Origin of the sequence: Mycolicibacterium pyrenivorans, assembly GCF_025821625.1 — a bacterium.
GTDB lineage: Bacteria > Actinomycetota > Actinomycetes > Mycobacteriales > Mycobacteriaceae > Mycobacterium > Mycobacterium pyrenivorans.
Window position 1 is genome coordinate 1 of the sequence record NZ_JACKSH010000209.1, and the last position, 15,431, is coordinate 15,431.

The following is a 15,431-nucleotide window of genomic DNA, read 5'->3' on the forward strand; positions in this document are numbered from 1 at the left end:
ATGATGACGGTGCAGACCAACGGTCCCAGGCTCACCATGCTTCAGCATTCTCGATGACGGAGGAGCTACTCGTGGTCGCCATCCAGAGAGACGTTCAACAACCGCTGACTAACTTTGGGCAGGCAACTTCGAATGGAGCATCCCCAGCAGGTGACCATCAATGCTGGTTGGTGGATGATTCGACGTCATCGGCCGCCAACCGCTGCTGCATATCCGCCTTGATGCCGAGCAGTGCCGGTTCAGCGCAGTTTCGGTCGCTAGACCTAGCTACTACTGTCCCCCGCCGGAAATTCATTATCTAATTGTGTCCTATGGCTGTGGCGCGGATGCAGCATGAATAGCGTTGTTATGCAGCATAATTCGATGTATGGCGAAGCGTGGTCGGCCGAATGCAGAGCTGGTGCTCACCGACGGTGAGCGTGACCAGCTGGTTCGGTGGTCACGGCGGGCGAAGTCGTCGCAGGCGTTGGCGTTGCGGTCGCGGATCATCCTGGCCTGCGGCGACGGTCTGTCCAACCAGGCGGTGGCCGCGCAATTGGGTGTGTCACGACCGACGGTAGGCAAATGGCGTGCCCGGTTCGTGGCCAAACGGCTCGATGGACTGGTCGACGAGCCGCGCACCGGTCGCCCGCCGTCGATCCTGTTGGACAAGGTCGAAGAGGTGATCGTGACGACGCTGGAGCAGAAGCCGGCCGATGCGACACACTGGTCGCGTAGCTCGATGGCACAACGCAGCGGCTTGTCGCCCTCGACAATTGGGCGGATCCGGCGCAAGTTCGAGCTGAAACCGCATCTGAGCGACGGATTCAAACTGTCCACCGATCCACTGTTCGTCGACAAGGTCGTCGATGTTGTCGGCCTCTACCACAATCCGCCGGAGAAGGCCGTCGTCCTGTGCGTCGACGAAAAGAGCCAGGTCCAGGCGTTGGACCGGTCCCAACCGGTACTGCCGATGATGCCGGGCATGCCCGAGCGACGGACCCACGACTACGCCCGCCACGGCGTGGTCGACCTGTTCGCCGCGTTCAACATCGCCGACGGCACCGTCATTTCCCAACTCCACCCCCAACACCGGGCGGTCGAGTTCAAAAAATTCCTGGCCGCGATCGACAAGGCCGTACCCGCCGAGCTCGACGTGCGCCTGGTCTGCGACAACCTGTCGACCCACAAGACGCCCGCGGTCAACGACTGGCTCGCCAAACATCCACGCTTCCATACGCACTTCACCCCGACCGGCTCGTCCTGGCTCAACCAAGTGGAACGCTGGTTCGGGTTCCTCACCGACCAGATCCTGCGACGCGGCGTCCACAAAAGCGTTGCGGCACTGGAGAAGGACATCAGAAATTGGATCAAGACCTGGAACTCCGACCCGAAACCGTTCGTCTGGAAAAAGACCACCGAAGAGATCCTCGACTCACTCGCCAAATATATTCAACGAATTTCCGACGTGGCACACCAGTGAGGCTTTGCCTCTGACCGCCGAGGTTGGGGTCTTGTTGTGTGCGTCAGCTGCAGTCACGCTGAGGGTCATGGACAAGCCGGTGACTGTGAATGATGTGCTCGACGGGCATGTGGTGCTCGATGTGGAGTGCATGGATCGGATTTATCTGAACGGCTATGTGCCGAATCTGCAGGTCGGCGGTCAGGTGGTGTCGTTTATGACGGCCCATTTGGGTTGTCCGATTCCGTCGCCGGCGATCCTGGAGAAGATCGGTACCGCGTTCCGCAGGGCGGTGGGCCGGTTCGCTGATGACAACAAGATCCCGGTGGTGGGCTTCGGGAAGGACGACCGCAAGATCGATCGGATGCGGCCGTATTTGGCGCGGCAGGCGGCGACCGGTCGGGCGGGGGTGGCCGCGATCGGGGTCGCCCAGGAGTTCGCGCCGGTGTTCTTGGCGACCAAGAAGTGTGCCGGTGCGGCGGTGTGGTTCTCGTTCACCAAAGCCCAGCGGCGAGTCACCTGCTATTACTTCTACCTCTGGGACGATGACTTCGGGCCGGCGTTTGTGAAGGTATGTGCCTATTTCCCGTATCCGATGAAGATCTGGGTCAACGGCCACGAATGGGCCAAGCGCCAAGCCACCAAGGCCGCCATCGGGTTCACCGAGCTGTCCAACGGGTTCGCCACCTGCAGCGATCCGGTGGGGTTGCAGGCGATCTGCGACCGGCTCGGCCCGGGAACGATTCAGGTGTTCGCCGAACGCTGGTGGTCGATCCTGCCGCTGCCGCTCACCGAGCATGACCGCGCCGCCGGGTATTGGTGGGAGTTGTCGATGCGCCAGGTGGAGACTTCGCGCACGCTGGTCTTCGATGCGCCGCGGCACGCTCGCGGGTTCTTCGAGGCGCTGGTCACCGACAACCTCGACATCGGCCGCCCGGAGCTGATCGAGCTCATCTTCAAACGCGGACAGCGCCGTGGTCGCCCGGCGGCCGGTCAGTTCAAAACCAGGGTGGTCACGTACGGCGCCGAGGTCAACGTCAACGCCTTCTACCGGCACTCGCGGATCAAGCAGTATTTGAAGGACGGGCGCGCGCTGCGGATCGAGACCGTGATCAACGACCCGGGCGACCTGGGCTGTCTGCGGCGCCTGGTCCGTCTCGACGAGTTGCAGACCCGCGGCCGCGCGGTCACACCGCCCTGCTCGATACTGAACGTGTCGGTCAGGGCTGCGTCCTGGCGAGTCCAGCCTTTGAGCGGATCGCCCAGCCCACCCTCGATGAGGATGGCAGGAAGGCCCCGGCCTTGCGGTTCGGCGACCCTCGGGTCCAAGCCCTGGCCGGCGCCCTGTGTGCCAGCGTGCTCGCCGTCACCGGCATCACCAACAAGAGCCTGCGCGCCTTGATGACCGGACTGCTCGGCGGTGCGAACTACACGATGAACCAGGCCAGCTACGACCTGGCCCGGCTCCGGGCCAACGGGCTCATCACCCGCGTTCCGGGCCGGAATCGTTACCGTCTCACCGACGACGGGCTGCTGTTCGCGATCTTCTACACCAAGGTCCACGACCGCGTCCTTCGTCCCCTGCTCGCCGCCGACCAACCGCCACCCCCACCACCGATACGAAAAGCGTTGCACACCATCGATATTCACATCACAGAAACCATCGATCAGGCACACCTGCTGCCGAAGGCAGCCTGAAAACTCAAGACAGCTCTCAAACACCTAACGACCAAGGTTCTCTAACGACCAGAAACGCGACCGGAGATCATTTGTCAGGTTCATGAATATGTGTGGTATGCCATTTCGGCGGAGAGAGTGGGGGCGGGTGTCAGTTGAAGCCCAGCCAGGCGGGCTGGGCCCGCTCGCGGGAGTCGCACAGCACGGCCATGGTGTCGCAGGAGCCGCGCGGCGAGCCCGCGCCTGCCCACATACCGCCGGTGTCGCGGCGCAGCACGATCGCCGAGGACCCGCCGCCGTCGAGCAGCACGGCGGTATCGCTGCCGAGGCCGCGGAACAGGTCCTGGATCTGGTCGGGGGTGTAGCTGCCGCCGTGGAACACATACATCTCGTCGCGATCCCTGACGTAGGCGATGGCAGTGCGCGCCGCGCTCGGCCCGGGGTCGTTGAGCTGGCCGGTGTCGCCGGGTGCCAGCAGGCCGATACCGGCGACGGCCACGAACCGGGTCCCCTTGTCGAGCAGGTCGGTGATGACCGGCGACGCGGCGTCGTAGTCGTCGAGGCTCTTCGGTGGCACCACGAACGGCGCCCCGGCGACGGGCATGATCATCGTCGAGAGGGCCATCCAGTTCTCGTTCCCACCGGACAACCCCTGCTTGCCGGCGTAGGCCAACGTGCCCGTGACCGTGACGTTGGTGCGCCCGAGCCCCCGGGTGTTGTCGACGTAGGCGCCCAGCGGTGAGCTGCAGCCGGTCGACTTCCACGATCCCCCTTGCTGTCCGCGCACGTCGAAGAAGTTGGCGTTGATCGCGATCGTCGGTTCGCCGAGCGCCTGCCACGCCTGTAGCGGCGTGTAGATCTCCGAGGCCTGCCAGAGACCCTCGCCGGTCCGGGCGCGCGGGTCGCGTTCGCAACGCGACTGGTAGCCGCTGTGCGAATCCGCGAGCAGCCTCGGGGCGAGCCGCTCGGAGGCCGCCTTGATGATCATCAACCGGCCGCCGTTGTTCAGCTCGTACCAGTTGCCCGCGGCGCTGAGCAGCGGGGCGGGGAACCCGCTGCCGAAGTTGTACACGAGGTAGGAGCCCCTGGTGTTGGCGATGGCTCCGGCAAGCAATTCGCGTGCGCCTGCCGCCGCCGCGACCGGGGACCCCGCCGCGGTTCCCAGCAGAGCGCACACCAACGCCGCGGCGACCGCCCTGATGCCTCGTCGGGTTCCCCGGGAGTTTGCGGCGGGAGTCGGCACCGGCGGCTCCTAACGGGAAAGGGCGGCGAAACGATCTCAGCAAGACAACAGTAATCGCAGTAGACACACTGTCAACTTTCGTCACAGTGGTATCACGGTATGGTTCCAGGCTGGTCGCCGTGATGTTTGCTGTTGCTCCCGAACTCGCCACGGCTGACCGAGCGTGGGCCGGCACCGAGTGGGTAACCAAGCCGTATGCCGGTCGTCTCGCGCACCTTCAACGTCAGCCCGCCGCCGAGAGTGATCGTCGACTACCTGAAGGACTTCGCGCACGCCGCACAGTGGGACCCCGGAACCCGCAGCTGCGAGCGCGTCGACCGCGGCCCGGTCGTGGAGGGCGCCTACTGGCACAACGTGTCCAAGATTCTGGGGAGGACCGCCGAGCTCACCTACAAACTCGAGGAACTCACCGACCGCAAGCTGGTCTTCGTCGGGGAGAACAAGTCGTCCACGTCGGTCGACACCATCACCGTCGACGCCGCAGGCGCCGGATCTGTGGTCACCTTCGAAGCCGAACGTGAGATGCACGGTGCGGCCAGGTTGCTCAACCCGGTGATGAAGCTGGCGTTCGAGAAGCTGGCCGGCGAAACCGAGAAGCAGATGACCACCGTGCTCAACCAGTTGGCCGATACGGCCTAACCGGGCGGCGCCAGCCGGTAGATGGCGTCGGCGGCGTCGTCGGTGATGTAGACCGCGCCGTCGGGTCCGGCGACGGCGGCCACCGGCCGCCCCCATCGCGAGCCGTCGTCGGCCTGGAAGCCGCCGACGAGGGTCTGCTGGTTTCCCAGATCGCCGTCCCGCCAAGGAAAGAACGACACCTCGGGTGCGCGCGGTGGCTGCCGATTCCACGATCCGTGCACGCCCACCAACGCGCCGCGTGCGTACGGCTCGGGCAGCCCCCCGTCGACGAAGCTCAGGCCCAGCGGGGCCGAGTGCGCGCCCATGCTCTGTTCCACGGGCGGCAACGATGCGCAGTCCATGAGGTCACCGTCGGGATTGGTCTGGACATCCCGGATGAAGGGCAGGTCCGCCGGGCCGCCATCGGAATTGCAGTACGGCCAACCCAATTCGCGGCCGGGAGACAACCGGGCGAGCTGTTCGGGCGGGTGGTCGCCCACGTAGTCGTCGATGACCCGTCCGTAGTCCGGGCCCGGGCCTGGGAACGCGACATTGTCGCGGCCGTTGACGGCCGTCCACACGGCGCCGTCGGGCGCCACCGCGAGTCCGGTGCCGTTACGGACACCTGTGGCGAACGGTGCGGCAGGCCCCCCGCCCGGCGGGACCCGCATGATCGTCGCCCGTGGCGGGTCGGCGGTGCGGTCGAAGGCGGAGACGTTTCCGGTGGAGCCGATGGAGAAGTACACCGCGCCGTCGGCGCCGACCGCCACGCTCTTGAGCGCGTGTGAATAGGCGCCCCGCAGGTCGGGGCTGCGCGCGTCCGGGAGGCCGCCCGCGACCGTTCTGGGGTTGCGCGCCGCCCCGGCGGCGTAGTCGTAGGCGTCGACCCGATCGCTTTCCGCCACATAGAGAGTGGATCCCGAGAAGGCCAGACCGTGCGGTTCGTCGAGGCCGTCGAGCAGCACCGATTCCTCGGGAGCCCCGTCGACCGATGGCGCGAACCGCAGCACCGTGCCCGCACCGGGGACCGACACCAGCAGGTCGCCGTCGGGCGTCCAGACCGCCAGTCGTGGCCGCGCCGTCCGTGCCCACACCGACAGCGTCCATCCCTGCGGCACCACGGCCTGGCGGGGTTCGTCGAACGGCGCATCGGCCAGATCGGGATCGACCGCTACGGTGACGACGCCGGTCCCGGTCGCGGGTCCCGTCGTCGACGTGCCCGTCGTGGGAGACGACCCGGACGTGGGAGCCGGCGACGAGGCGGGTGGCTGCGGCGCGTCGGTGCATCCCGCGAGCACGGCGATGCCCAGCAGGAGCGCGCCGGTTCGGTTATGCCGCAGCGAGTCCCGCATGCATCTCCCAGACGAGGATCTCGGCGGGCCCGGTGGCGGTGACGCGCTGACCACCCGACGCGGTGAACCGCACCGCGTCACCCTCGAGCAGCGGTCCTGCGTCCTCGAGGACGACCTCGCCCCTCGGCACGAACAGGTGCAGATACGGCGCCTCGGGCAGTTCGACACTCTGACCCGGCTGCAGGCGGGCCCCGTGCAGCGCGGCGTAGCGGTTGCGGATACCGATCGCGGCGGCGTCCCGGTGCTCGGGCATGCCCGAGGCGATGGTGACCAGGTTGCCGCGCAGCAGTTCGTCGTCGATCTCCAACTGCTGGTACCCCGGCGTGACGCCGGCTTCGTCGGGGACCACCCACATCTGGACGAAATGTACCGGCTCGGCGATGAGGCGCTTGCCCGAAGAGTCGACGGCGGGGTGGGATTGTTCGCCGGTCAGAGTCCAGGAATCGTTCTTCTCCGAGTGCATGATGCCGCGGCCCGCGGACATCCGCTGCGCCAGGCCCGGGTAGATGACGCCGGAATGGCCGGTGGAGTCCTGGTGCACCAATGAGCCGCGCAGCACCCACGTCACGATCTCCATGTCGCGGTGCGGATGGGTGTCAAAGCCGGTGCCCGGCTTCACGATGTCGTCGTTGTTGACCAGCAGCAGTCCGTGATGGGTGTTCTCCGGCTCGTAATGGCCGCCGAACGAGAACGAATGCTTGGAGTCCAGCCAGGCGATCTTGGTCGCCGCGCGGTCGTCGGCACGCCGGATGTCGACGATGCTGGCAGTGCTGGTCATCACGATCACTCCTCGGGAGTCCCTGTCAGCCTAGGTGGCCGTCACTGCACCCGACAACATGAATGACACATCATGTATTCCGGGTAGGGTGGGGCCCATGGAATGGCTCAGCGAGGAGCAGCAGCGAATCTGGCGCAACTACCTCGCGATGACGAGCGGATTGCACACGGCGATGCACCGGCAGCTGCAGCAGGATTGCGAGCTCTCGCTGTCCGACTACGACGTCCTCGTCGCGCTCTCCGAACAGGGGCCGCTGCGCATCAACGAGCTCGGCGACCTCATCGGGTGGGAACAGAGCCGGGTCTCCCACCAGCTCCGGCGCATGCGCGGACGTGGCCTGGTGGAACGCGAAGGCGACAGCGACGACCGGCGGGGCGCGACCGTGATGATCACCGACGCGGGGGTCGCCGCGCTGGAAACCGCCGCCCCGGGCCACGTCGAACTGGTCCGCAGCGTGATGTTCGACGGCCTGTCCGAGGCACAGCTGCAGGTCTTCGGCTCGGCGGTCGAGGCGGTTCTGGGCAGAATCCGGGCAGTGGACCAGGGGGCGTAGGCGACGCGAATCCTGCAGTACGGGAGGCACTTCCGTGCAGCAGTGACTGCTACAACGCGTCGGGGAGACCGAACTTCTCGAACAGCCCGTCCTGTTTGAACGCCACCACATGCGCGACGCCGGCGGGACGAACGTCGAGCACGTGCAGTTGGAACGCCTCGTGCCTGCCTGTCTCGGGGTTGAGCAGGTAGAGCGCCGCCACCGGTTGGCCGTTGGCCGTGGTGGCCAGGAAGCGCATGTCGCCGGCCTTCTCCGCGGGACAGTGCGTCTGCGAGAGCGTGACGATGTTGCGTGGACCCTGGTACCAGCCGTCGAACGGGGGCATCTCCCACACCGCGTCAGCGGTGAACAACTCCACCAGCGCGTCCATGTCGTAGGTCTCGAACGCTGAGATGTACTTCGCGAGCAACTCGGCCACCTCGGGTGACTCCGGCGGCAGGGGCGGATCGTCGCGGCTCGGCTGGACCTCGTCGAGTTGTGCGCGGGCCCGCTGAAGCAGGCTGTTGACCGCGGCGGTGGATGCGCCGATGGCCTCGCCGACCTCGGCGGCCTTCCACTGCAGGACCTCGCGCAGCACCAGCACCGCGCGCTGCCGGGGAGACAGATGCTGCAATGCCGCGACGAAGGCGAGGCGCACGGACTCGCGGGACTCCGCGATCACCGAGGGATCCGACGGATCCTCCCGCGGCGCGTCCGGCAGGGGCTCCAGCCACGCGATCTCGTGGTGTTCGGCGATGTCGCCGGTGGGATCGGAGGCGGGTGCTCCCAGGCCGGTCGGCAGCGGCCGCCGCTTCCGGCCGTCAAGCGCCGTCAAGCACGTGTTGGTGGCGATGCGGTACAGCCACGTCCGTACCGAGGATTTGCCTTCGAACCCTTTGTACGACTTCCACGCCCTTAGGTAGGTTTCCTGGACGAGATCCTCGGCGTCGTGAAGGGAGCCGGTCATCCGGTAGCAGTGGGCGAGCAGCTCCCGCCGGTATCGCTGCGCGTCGGCCAGAAAAGCGTCCTGGGCAGGGCTTTCAGGGGTCTGGTCAAAGGCCAAGACTGTCACGAAAATCAGCTTACGCAGTGGATCAGACAAGAACAGCCCCCGACATCCGGTCGCGAACGATGCCGGACAGGTCGGCCCGATAGTCTCCGTGGATGCCCGTGACGCACAGCGAACGCAGTTTCGACGGTATCGGCGGCGTCCGGATCGTCTACGACACGTGGTCGCCGGACTCGGGGACGTTCCCGTCGCCCCGCGGTGCCGTCATCCTCGCCCACGGGTACGCCGAGCACGCCCGTCGCTACGACCACGTCGCGGCGCGGTTCGGTGACGCAGGCCTGATCACCTACGCCCTGGACCACCGCGGACACGGGCGTTCCGGAGGCAAGCGGGTCCATGTCCGCGACATGTCCGAGTACACAGGGGACTTCCACACGCTCGTCGGCATCGCCGCCACCGAACACCCCGACCTGTCCCGCATCGTGGTCGGGCACAGCATGGGCGGCGGCGTCGTCTTCGCCTACGGGGTCGACCACCCCGACGACTACACGGCGATGGTGTTGTCCGGGCCCGCGGTCGATGCCCAGGCATCGGTGTCGCCGGTGATGGTGCTGGTCGCCAAGGTGCTGGGCAAGGTGGCGCCGGCGCTGCCCGTGGAGGACCTGCCCGCCGACGCGGTCTCCCGTGATCCCGAGGTGGTCGCCGCATACGAATCCGACCCGCTCGTCCACCACGGCAGGCTGCCCGCCGGCGTCGCGCGGGCGCTGATCGGCGTCAGCGAGACGATGCCGCAGCGGGCGGGCGCGATCACCGCGCCGTTGCTGGTCGTGCACGGCGAGCAGGACAAGTTGATCCCGGTGGAGGGAAGCAGGCGGCTCGTCGAGTGCGTGGGCTCCACCGACGTGCACCTCAAGGTGTACCCCGAGCTCTACCACGAGGTGTTCAACGAGCCCGAACAGGCGCTGGTCCTCGACGACGTGACCGCGTGGATCGAGGCCAAGCTGTGAAATCCCTTGCTGTCCTGGTCGTTTCGTTGGTGATGGTGATCGCGGGCTGTTCGTCGGACACGCAGCAGGATGCCGGGCAACCCGCGTGGACCGACGAGGAGGTGACGTTCGAGGCCGACGGGCTCACGCTGCACGGCACCTACCGGCACCGCGAGGACGGCGGGCCGGCTCCCGCGGCGCTGCTGATCTCGGAGAGCGGCAACACCGACCGCAACGGCGACAACCAGGTTGCGGGCCCGATCGGCAACATGCGGCAACTCGCCGAGCTGCTGTCGGACCGCGGTGTCGCCAGTCTGCGCTACGACAAGGTCGGCACGGGCCGGACCGGGCTCGGCCCCTTCCAGAACAAGCCGCAGGACGTCGTCAGCACCGTCTACACCGCCGGCGCCACCTCCGCGCTCGCCTTCCTCGCCGGGCGTCCCGCCAGCGACCCGGCGCGCCTGTCGGTCTACGCGCTGGGAGAGGGCACGGTGCATGCGATGTCGCTCGCCGCAGCGGATGCGCCGGACACACCGAAGGTGCACTCGCTGGCCCTGTTCCAACCGCTGCCCGGCCGCTACCTCGACATCATCACCAACCGCGTGACGGCCGACGGGTCGCCCGAGACGGTGGCGGCGTGGCGGGCCGCTGTCGAGGAGATCCGCACCAGGGGGACGGTGCCCGCGACGCTGCCCGACGGCCTGGGATCGATCGTCAATCCCGGCAATGTCAGGGCCGTCGTCGAAACCGACAAGATTGACCCGCTGGCGCTGGCGGCCGCCGTACCCGCGGGAACCCCGGTGCTGCTCACGTGTTCGGACGCCGACACCCAGGCCCGCTGCGATGCGGTGCGACCGCTCGTCGACGCGTTGCGGCACACCGCGTTGACGGTCGTCGAACTCGAGGGGGTCAGCCACGTGCTGCGGGACGACCCGAGCGACAGCATCGCCAACTACGCCAAGCAGGACCCGCTCTCGACGCAGGTCGTCACCGCACTGGACGGCTTCGTCGGGAAGTAGTTCGCCGCAGGCACGGTTACACTCGCCGTGATGACGAGATCTGTGCTGGCCAGTGCCTACGGCGGGCCGGAAGTGCTTGCGATACAAGACATCGTGCTGGCGGCGCCGGGTGAGGGCGAGGTGCTCGTCGACGTCTGTGCGGCAGGTACCAACCCGATCGACTTCAAGCTGTACAGCGGCGCCATGGGCGACGACCCCGCGGCGCTCCCGATGCCGGTGGGCATGGAGGTGGCAGGTGTCGTCGCCGCCGCGGGGCCCGGTGCGCAGGGTTACACCGGCGCGCTGGCGGTCGGGGACGAGGTGATCGCCACCAACGTCCGGGGCGGCTACTCCGAGCAGGTCGTCGTCGCGGGTGCCGATGTCGGGCACAAACCCGCCGCGCTGAGCTTCGAGGAGGCCGCCGGGCTGATCCTCGCCGGCGCCACCGCCTGGCACCTGTTGATGAAAACGGATGTGGGGACAGGCGATACCGTGCTGATCCACGCGGCCGGTGGGGGCGTGGGTCTGATGGCGGTGCAGTTGGCCGCGGCACGGGGCGCCAGGGTGATCGCGACCGCGAGCCCCTCGCGGCACGACAAGCTGCGCGGATACGGCGCCCACCCGGTCACCTACGGGCCGGGGCTGGCCGACCGGGTGCGCGCCATCGGGACAGTGGACGCCGCACTGGACCTGGTCGGAACCGACGAGGCGCTCGACACCTCTGTCGACCTCGTCGCCGACCGCGGCCGCGTCGCGACGATCGCCGGGTTCGGCCGGGCCGCCGAACTCGGGATCGCGGCGCTGACCGGCGCGGACGGCGGCCAGGCGATCCGGGACGCCGCCCGCCCGGAACTGATCAAGCTCGCGGACGAAGGCAGGCTGGAAGTAGCGGTGGACAGGGTGTTTTCGCTCGGCGAGGCCGCCGACGCTCATCGCTACCTGCAGTCGGGCCACGCCCCCGGCAAAGTCGTACTGGTCCCTTAGCCTCGCGACCATGAGTACCGACGACAAGGTGCTTGGCCGGATCGCGGCGCTGCTGCGCCAGGCCGAGGGCACCGACAACCAACACGAGGCAGATGCCTTCATGGCGGCCGCGCAACGGCTGGCCACCGCGGCATCGATCGACCTGGCCGTGGCGCGATCGCACGCGGACAAACGCACCAAGGCGCAGACGCCGGTGCAGCGCACCATCACCATCGGCGAGCCGGGTGCCCGCGGGTTGCGCACCTATGTGCAGTTGTTCGTGGTGATCGCGATGGCCAACGACGTCAAGTGCGACATCGCGTCGAACTCGACGTTCGTCTACGCCTACGGCTTCGCCGAGGACATCGACGCCAGCCATGCGCTCTACACCAGCCTGGTCATGCAGATGGTGCGTGCCTCGAAGGACTACATCGCCTCCGGCGCGCACAAGCCGACCCCGACGATCACCGCGCGGATCAACTTCCAGCTCGCGTTCGGGGCCAGGGTCGGGCAGCGGCTGACCGAGGCGCGCCAACAGGCGCGGCAGGAAGCGACCCAGGGGCCCGCCAGCATCCCCGGCACCGCAATCGCGTTGCGCAACAAGGACCTCGAGCTCAAGGACTACTACCGCCAGGCGTCGCGGGCGCGGGGGACGTGGCGGGCGACGAGCGCGACCGCGGGTTACTCGTCGGCGGCCCGGCGTGCAGGTGACCGGGCGGGCCGCCGGGCCAGGCTGGGCGGCGACTCCGAGCTGGCGGGCGCACGCTCGGCGCTGGAGAAGTGACCCGGGACGCGCAACGCGCAAAGGTCTATGCCGCAGAGGAATTCGTCCGCACCCTGTTCGACCGGGCCGCCGAGCACGGGGATCCGGTGGTGGACTTCTTCGGTGCGCGGCTGACCCTGCCCCCGGAGGCGCGGTTCGCGTCGGCGGAGGCCGTCCAACGCCACGTCGACGACGTGCTGTCCCATCCGGCGGTGCGCGGCCGGTGGCCCGATGCCGCGCCGCTGCGGGTGCGGCCCCGCAGAGGGGCGACCGCGGCGCACTACGAGCGGGTGGGTGACGTCGCGACGATCGCGGTGCCGGAGGGCCGCGCGGCCTGGGCCCTGCGCGAACTCGTGGTGCTGCACGAGATCGCACACCATCTGGCCGATGCCGATCCGCCGCACGGTGCCGAGTTCGTCGCCACGTTCTGCGAACTCGCCGCCGCGGTGATGGGGCCCGAGGTCGCGCACGTGCTGCGGGTGGTCTACGCGAAGGAAGGGGTGCGGTAGCCACGGCTGCCGCTCAGCGAGGCCACCCGGAGCGCGCGGTAACGTCGGGCGTGTGACTGCGCCGGATTGGGGCTCGCTCGACGAACTGTTCACCCGTGTCCTGCACACCGAGGACGACGCGCTGCGGGCGGCGAGGGACGCCGGCGCCGAGGCCGGCATGCCGCCCATCGAGGTGTCCGCGCAGCACGCCAAGCTGTTGTCGCTGCTGGTGAGGATCGCCGGTGCCCGCAGGGTCCTCGAGATCGGCACCCTCGCCGGCTACAGCACCATCGCGCTGGCGCGTGCGGTGGGCCCCGACGGGGCCGTCGTCTCGCTCGAATTCGAGGCCGCGCACGCCGAGGTGGCGCGGCGCAATCTCGAGCGTGCCGGGGTGGCCGACCGCGTCGAGGTCATCGTCGGTGCCGCTCTGGACACGCTGCCCGGGTTGCAGGCGCGTGGAGAGGTTTTCGATCTGGTATTCATCGATGCCGACAAGGAGAACAACATCGCCTACGTCGAGTGGGCGATCACCCTCGGCAGGCCGGGCACGATCGTCGTGGTGGACAACATCGCGCGCAACGGCCGGGTGCTGGACCCGGCGCCGGACGACCAGCAGGCGCAGGCGGTGCGTGCGATGTTCGACATGATCGGTGCGCATCCACGGCTGGACGCCGCAGCGATCCAGACCGTCGGCGCCAAGGGCTGGGACGGCTTCGCGGTGGCGCTGGTCAGCTGACTCGGGTCTCCCACACCGGCGAGGCCGCGGCGGTGCGCAACGCGCCGACGATGACGCGCTCCTGCGCGTGGCGTACAGCCTCGAAGATGAGATCTACCTCGCCCTGTACGGCGTGTGGAAACACGCTGACGACGACGAAAAGTACAGCGGCTGGGCACAGTCCAGCATGACAGCGATGGCGCACCTGCAGACGGGCATCCAGTTGGCCGACGAGAACCTCGGCGCGCGCCCCGCACCGTTCGCCTCTGCCGAGGCGATGGAAAGGCTCGACCGCGTCCGCGCCGAGTACGACCCCCAGGGCCGCTTTTACAGCTGGATGGGACGGGTCTGATGAGCTACCTCGGGTACCGCACGGGCGACGCCGATTCGCCGTTCGGCGGGTTCTTCCGCCCCGAGATGGCCCCGCTGCCCGGCCACGTCGCGCGGGCACTCGAGCACGGCCCCCAGGCCGCCCCCGTTCTTCCGGAATTCAGCTCGCCGGCAACGCTTCTCGATGCCGGCTATCAGCAGACCGAGAACGGCTACGGGTTCCTGGGCACCGGCGGGATCCAGGTCTCGGTGCGCACCGACATGCCAGGAGTGACACCGCGCATGTGGGACTGGTGGTTCGGTTGGCACGGCAGCGACAGCCGGCGCTACAAACTGTGGCATCCGCGCGCCCACGTGTCCGCGCAGTGGCGCGACGACCACGGCGACGGCCACTACATCGGCCGCACGTCGCTGGTGCGCGAGTATCTGGGGTCGACGTTGACGAAGGTGGCGATTTAGTTCGTCGAACCGGCGAACCTCGGCCTCACCCCGGCGACCGGTGAGGTCGCGGTGTGTGCCCGGCTGGGTTCCGCGGATCTGCCCGTGGACGTGGGCTGGCTGATCCACCACGTGCGGCCCACAGCGGACGGCGCCGAGATGCGGTCGCGGTTCTGGATGGGTGGACCCCACGTCGCCGTCCGTCACGGAAATCTGCTCGCCGACAGCCTCGTTCGGCCGATCGCGGCGCGCCAGCTGCCCGACCCGCGTGATCTGTTGGTGCATTGCGCCCAGGAGATGAACCACCTCGCGGGATTGCTGCCCGAACTGCACGCGAGGTTCGGATAGCGCTGTGCGGGTACCCGCCGGTGATGTGGACCGTAGACAGACACATCGAGGCCTCCGCGGACGCGGTGTGGCGAATTCTCGTCGACCTCGACGCGTGGCCTGAGTGGGGCCTGACGGTCGCAGGCGCCGAACTCGACGGCGCGGGGTTCGAGTTGGGCGCCACCGGGCGGGTATGGACGCCCGTCGGTGTCCCCCTGCCCTTCGTGATCTCCGACATCGACTTCGGCCGGTCATGGGGCTGGCGCGTCGCCGGGGTGCCCGCCACCCGGCACGGCGTCGAACCCGAGGGTGCGGGGTGCCGGGTGTGGATGAGCGCGCCGCTGTGGGCGCCCGCGTACCTTCCGGTGCTCGAGATCGCGTTGCGGCGCATCGAACGGATGGCCGTCAGCGCGGCGTAGCTGTTTCGACCCACGTCCTGAGAATCTCCACGGTGTGCCGCCCATGCGTTCGGACTACTGGATTCCCAATCCCGCCGGCAGCTTCCACGGCGAGCGCACTTTTGTCGTCGAGGGAGCCGGTTGCCCTGGTGAGGGGCCGGGCACCCATCGGGTACCGATCAGCATCATCCCGATCGGCCCTCCACCGGGCTGACCTACACAGCCAGGATTTGTCGGACCCCTCTGCGATGCTCAGTACATGTCTTCGTCCGCAGCTTCATTGGCCGCTGGGGTGCGTCCTGACCAGCGTCTTGAGGTGTTGTTCGAGGAGTTGGCGGAGTTGGCCGGTCAGCGCAATGCGATCGACGGGCGGAT

The 15,431-nt window shown here is 68.0% G+C and carries 16 protein-coding genes and 3 pseudogenes; 15 read left to right on the forward strand and 4 right to left on the reverse strand.

Annotated elements, in window-relative coordinates:
* Positions 1 to 367: 367 nt before the first annotated feature.
* The 3 genes from H7I57_RS23615 (at position 368) to H7I57_RS23625 (ending at position 3,139) form a co-directional block, all read left to right on the forward strand.
* Positions 368 to 1,462, forward strand: a complete 1,095-nt coding sequence (locus H7I57_RS23615) for an IS630 family transposase (RefSeq protein WP_264026470.1) — start codon at positions 368 to 370, stop codon at positions 1,460 to 1,462.
* A gap of 79 nt (positions 1,463 to 1,541) precedes the next feature.
* The gene (locus tag H7I57_RS23620; RefSeq protein WP_264026472.1) at positions 1,542 to 2,843 is read left to right on the forward strand and encodes a hypothetical protein; all 1,302 of its coding nucleotides are present in this window, start codon (positions 1,542 to 1,544) and stop codon (positions 2,841 to 2,843) included.
* Positions 2,798 to 3,139, forward strand: a complete 342-nt coding sequence (locus tag H7I57_RS23625; protein WP_264026473.1) for a hypothetical protein — start codon at positions 2,798 to 2,800, stop codon at positions 3,137 to 3,139. Before H7I57_RS23620 ends, H7I57_RS23625 begins: the two co-directional genes overlap by 46 nt.
* Before the next feature lie 130 nt (positions 3,140 to 3,269).
* On the opposite strand, the gene H7I57_RS23630 is transcribed toward H7I57_RS23625, so the two are convergent.
* Positions 3,270 to 4,361, reverse strand: a complete 1,092-nt coding sequence (locus H7I57_RS23630) for a phosphodiester glycosidase family protein (protein ID WP_372510344.1) — start codon at positions 4,359 to 4,361, stop codon at positions 3,270 to 3,272.
* Between the two features lie 195 nt (positions 4,362 to 4,556).
* On the opposite strand from H7I57_RS23630, the gene H7I57_RS23635 reads away from it, so the two are divergent.
* Complete coding sequence (locus H7I57_RS23635) at positions 4,557 to 5,000, forward strand: SRPBCC family protein (RefSeq protein WP_264026474.1); 444 nt, start codon at positions 4,557 to 4,559, stop codon at positions 4,998 to 5,000.
* Here the strand turns inward: H7I57_RS23635 and H7I57_RS23640 are convergent.
* Together H7I57_RS23640 and H7I57_RS23645 are read right to left on the reverse strand one after the other, a co-directional pair.
* Positions 4,997 to 6,331, reverse strand: a complete 1,335-nt coding sequence (locus tag H7I57_RS23640) for a PQQ-dependent sugar dehydrogenase (protein ID WP_264026475.1) — start codon at positions 6,329 to 6,331, stop codon at positions 4,997 to 4,999. The two genes, H7I57_RS23635 and H7I57_RS23640, sit on opposite strands and share 4 nt — an antisense overlap.
* Entirely contained in the window at positions 6,309 to 7,109 is an 801-nt protein-coding gene (locus H7I57_RS23645) for a pirin family protein (protein WP_264026476.1), read from the reverse strand. Before H7I57_RS23645 ends, H7I57_RS23640 begins: the two co-directional genes overlap by 23 nt.
* Before the next feature lie 97 nt (positions 7,110 to 7,206).
* On the opposite strand from H7I57_RS23645, the gene H7I57_RS23650 reads away from it, so the two are divergent.
* On the forward strand, positions 7,207 to 7,662 hold the full coding sequence (locus tag H7I57_RS23650; RefSeq protein ID WP_264026478.1) for a MarR family winged helix-turn-helix transcriptional regulator: 456 nt from the start codon (positions 7,207 to 7,209) through the stop codon (positions 7,660 to 7,662).
* Positions 7,663 to 7,711: 49 nt separating this feature from the next.
* Here the strand turns inward: H7I57_RS23650 and H7I57_RS23655 are convergent, their stop codons facing one another.
* Positions 7,712 to 8,743, reverse strand: coding sequence for a sigma-70 family RNA polymerase sigma factor (locus tag H7I57_RS23655; protein WP_264026480.1), 1,032 nt, complete (start codon positions 8,741 to 8,743; stop codon positions 7,712 to 7,714).
* Positions 8,744 to 8,805: 62 nt separating this feature from the next.
* Here H7I57_RS23655 and H7I57_RS23660 point away from each other — a divergent pair, with 62 nt between their 5' ends.
* From H7I57_RS23660 to H7I57_RS23705, 10 genes and pseudogenes are all read left to right on the forward strand, one after another.
* On the forward strand, positions 8,806 to 9,657 hold the full coding sequence (locus tag H7I57_RS23660; protein WP_264026482.1) for an alpha/beta hydrolase: 852 nt from the start codon (positions 8,806 to 8,808) through the stop codon (positions 9,655 to 9,657).
* On the forward strand, positions 9,654 to 10,655 hold the full coding sequence (locus H7I57_RS23665) for an alpha/beta hydrolase family protein (RefSeq protein WP_264026483.1): 1,002 nt from the start codon (positions 9,654 to 9,656) through the stop codon (positions 10,653 to 10,655). Before H7I57_RS23660 ends, H7I57_RS23665 begins: the two co-directional genes overlap by 4 nt.
* Positions 10,656 to 10,685: 30 nt before the next feature.
* A complete protein-coding gene (locus H7I57_RS23670; protein WP_264026484.1) occupies positions 10,686 to 11,618 on the forward strand; it encodes an NADP-dependent oxidoreductase in 933 nt (310 codons plus the stop codon).
* 10 nt (positions 11,619 to 11,628) lie between these two features.
* The gene (locus tag H7I57_RS23675; RefSeq protein WP_264026485.1) at positions 11,629 to 12,381 is read left to right on the forward strand and encodes a DUF2786 domain-containing protein; all 753 of its coding nucleotides are present in this window, start codon (positions 11,629 to 11,631) and stop codon (positions 12,379 to 12,381) included.
* Positions 12,378 to 12,869: a TIGR04338 family metallohydrolase gene (locus H7I57_RS23680; protein WP_264026486.1), complete on the forward strand. Its 492-nt coding sequence runs from the start codon at positions 12,378 to 12,380 to the stop codon at positions 12,867 to 12,869. The genes H7I57_RS23675 and H7I57_RS23680 overlap by 4 nt, the downstream gene beginning before the upstream one ends.
* Before the next feature lie 52 nt (positions 12,870 to 12,921).
* Positions 12,922 to 13,584 carry an O-methyltransferase gene (locus tag H7I57_RS23685; protein ID WP_264026487.1) on the forward strand — a complete coding sequence of 221 codons (663 nt, stop codon included), beginning with the start codon at positions 12,922 to 12,924 and terminating at the stop codon, positions 13,582 to 13,584.
* A 67-nt stretch (positions 13,585 to 13,651) separates the two neighbouring features.
* Positions 13,652 to 13,915: pseudogene (locus H7I57_RS23690) on the forward strand (FAD-binding oxidoreductase); the annotation flags it as partial.
* A pseudogene (locus tag H7I57_RS23695) lies at positions 13,915 to 14,679 on the forward strand (DAPG hydrolase family protein). The pseudogenes H7I57_RS23690 and H7I57_RS23695, both read left to right, overlap by 1 nt.
* Before the next feature lie 23 nt (positions 14,680 to 14,702).
* Positions 14,703 to 15,077, forward strand: coding sequence for an SRPBCC family protein (locus H7I57_RS23700; protein WP_264026489.1), 375 nt, complete (start codon positions 14,703 to 14,705; stop codon positions 15,075 to 15,077).
* 10 nt (positions 15,078 to 15,087) lie between these two features.
* A pseudogene (locus H7I57_RS23705) lies at positions 15,088 to 15,270 on the forward strand (Rv2253/PknI dimerization domain-containing protein); the annotation flags it as partial.
* Positions 15,271 to 15,431 lie beyond the last annotated feature (161 nt).